Source organism: Kitasatospora sp. NPDC127067 (assembly GCF_042724755.1).
Lineage (GTDB): Bacteria > Actinomycetota > Actinomycetes > Streptomycetales > Streptomycetaceae > Kitasatospora > Kitasatospora lactacystinica.
The window spans coordinates 1-2,560 of sequence record NZ_JBHXEM010000284.1 but is presented as its reverse complement, the minus strand read 5'-3'; the positions used below and the strand labels follow the sequence as shown (position 1 = coordinate 2,560).

Sequence of the window (2,560 nt, the reverse complement as noted above, 5' to 3'; positions counted from 1 at the left end):
GCCGGAGAGTTCGTGGACGCGTTTGCCGTGGGCGCCGTCGAGGCGGACGAGTTCGAGGAGGCGTTCGGCTTCGGTGCGGCGTTCGGGGCGGGGGATGCCGGCGAGTTTGAGGGCGAGTTCGATGTTCTTGCCGGCGGTGAGCCAGGGGAAGAGGGCGTGTTCCTGGAACATGAGGGCGGGGCGGCCGCCGGGTACCTGGATGTCGCCGGCGGTGGGCTTGTCGAGACCGGCGACGAGGTTGAGCAGGGTGGACTTGCCGCAGCCCGAGGCGCCGAGCAGGGTGACGAACTCTCCGGGGGCGACGTCGAGGGTGATGTCGTCCAGGACGTGGGTGCTCGCGCTCCCACGGCCGAAGGACTTGTGCACGTGCGAGATCCGGACGGCGGGTCGACCGGTGACGACGGCGACGGCGTCCGGTTCGGCGGTCAGTGTCGGGGTCATCCGGGCACCTCCTGCGTGAGTGGTCATGGGCCCCTCCTGCCCGTGGCGGGCAAGGAGGGAGAGGTCTGCGGGGCCGTGGTCCGGGCCCCGCCCGTTCCGGTGGGCATCGACCGGGGTCGACCGGGCGGGGCGGGGCCGGACCGCGGGGTCTTGGCTGAACGTCCCCGGCGTGGAGGGCAATTGGGGCTCGACGGCCGGTGCTGCGGGCGCTACTTGGCGCCGAGCCCGGTGTCCGCGACGGCCGGCCGGCCCTGGGCGGCGAGGACCTTGTTCAGCAGGGTGAGGTCGTAGATGCCGTTCAGGTTGCCCGCCGCGCCAGCGGCCTGATTGCCGCGAGTCTTGAGGAGTCCGGCGGTGACGGCGTGGTCGGCCTCGGACTGCAGGGTGCTCGCCAGCGGGTCGTCCAGGAAGTCGATGTCGGCCCAGGCCGGGTCGAGGATCGCCGGCTCCAACGCGTTGCCGGCTTCCTTCTTGATGGCCTCGTTGGCGTCGGCCTTGGCCTTGTCCGGGTTGGCCTTGATGAAGGCGTTGGTGTTCACCGAGCCGCGCAGGACGGCCTCCACCACGTCCGGGTGTTCCTTGAGGAACTTCTGGGAGACGATGATGTTGGTGATGACGAACTTCCTGTCGGGCCAGACGTCCTTCTCGTTGAGGAGGACCTTCGCGCCGAGGGTGACGAGCTTGGAGGCCGTGGGCTCGGGCACCCAGGCGCCGTCTATGGAGCCCTGCTTGTAGGCGTCGGGGGTGACCTTGTTGTCGGTGCGCACCACCGAGACGTCGCCCGCGCCGGAGGCCGCGTCGACCTTGAAGCCCTTGCCGGCCAGGTAGTTGAGCAGTGCCACGTCCTGGGTGTTGCCCAGTTGCGGGGTGGCGATCTTCTTGCCCTTGAGGTCGTCGAGGGAGGAGACCTTCTCGGGGTTGACGACCAGCTTGACGCCGCCGGAGGCGGAGCCGCCGATGATCTTCAGGGACTGGCCGTCGGACTTGGTGTAGCCGTTGATCGCGGGGGAGGGGCCGATCCAGCCGATGTCGATGGAGCCGGCGTTGAGCGCCTCGATCTCGGCCGGGCCCGCGTTGAAGACCTGGGTCTTGATCTGGGTGGCGCCCAGCTCCTTCTGGAACAGCCCCTCCTGGAGGCCGACCAGCGGGGTGCCGTGGGTGAGGTTGGAGAAGTAGCCGATCTTCACGGTGTCCGCGGACAGCTTCGCGCCGGAATCCCCGGCGGTCGCCGAGGCGTCGGCCTTGGTGTCGGAGGATTTGTCGGCCTTCGAGCCGTAACCGCAGCCGGAGACGAGGGCGGCGCAGAGGAGGACGACAAGGGAGGGGAGAAGGACATGCTGCTTCGAACCCCGGGGCCGGTTCACGCCCGAGAAGGCCTCGCTGGGCATCAGACCCAGTCCTCCTCTGTGGTGTCCGTGGCGCGTACCGTGTCGAACGCCTCGCCTGCCATGCCGGCGGTGAGGGTGGTGCCGTCCGCCGGGTCGATCAGGAGGAACGAGCCGGTGCGGCGGTTATCGGTGTAGGCGTCGAGCGCCAGCGGCTCGGCGGTGCGCAGGACCACGTGGCCGATGTCGTTGACGTTCAACCCCTCGGCGCCGGAGCGCTGTTCGAGGGTGTCGATGTCGATGCGGTAGGTGATCGCCTTGACCAGCGCGCGCACCGTGCGGGTGGTGTGCTTGAGCAGCACTTTGTCGCCGGCGCGCAGCGGCCGTTCGTTGAGGTGGCTGACGGTCGCCTCGATGTCCTTGGTCGGCGCGGGGGCCGGACCGGCGGCGATGAGGTCGCCGCGGGAGATGTCGAGGTCGTCGGCGAGACGGACGGTGACGGACTGGGGGGCCCAGGCGATGTCCGTCGGGCGGCCGAGGGCGTCGATCGCGGCGACGGTGGTGGTGTGCCCGGAGGGCTGGACGGTGACCTCGTCGCCGACGCGCAGGACGCCGGAGGCCAACTGGCCGGCGTAGCCGCGGTAGTCGGGGTGTTCCTCGGTCTGGGGGCGGATGACGTACTGGACGGGGAAGCGGGCCGGTTCGGCGCTCGGGTCGCTGCCGACGGGGACCGTCTCCAGGTGTTCGAGGAGGGTGGGGCCGCCGTACCAGTCCATGTGCGAGGACGGCTCGAC

Annotated in this window: 2 protein-coding genes and 1 pseudogene; all 3 read right to left on the bottom strand. The window is 70.0% G+C overall.

The features are described 5' to 3' along the window. Window positions 1-468, bottom strand: a 468-nt coding sequence (locus ACFWJ4_RS41415) for an ATP-binding cassette domain-containing protein (RefSeq protein ID WP_380554599.1), incomplete at its 3' end; no start/stop codon positions are given. Between the two features lie 182 nt (window positions 469-650). Further along, entirely contained in the window at window positions 651-1,805 is a 1,155-nt protein-coding gene (locus ACFWJ4_RS41410) for an aliphatic sulfonate ABC transporter substrate-binding protein (RefSeq protein ID WP_380554602.1), read from the bottom strand. 23 nt (window positions 1,806-1,828) lie between these two features. Then, window positions 1,829-2,560 (bottom strand): annotated as a pseudogene (locus ACFWJ4_RS41405) (hypothetical protein); the annotation flags it as partial.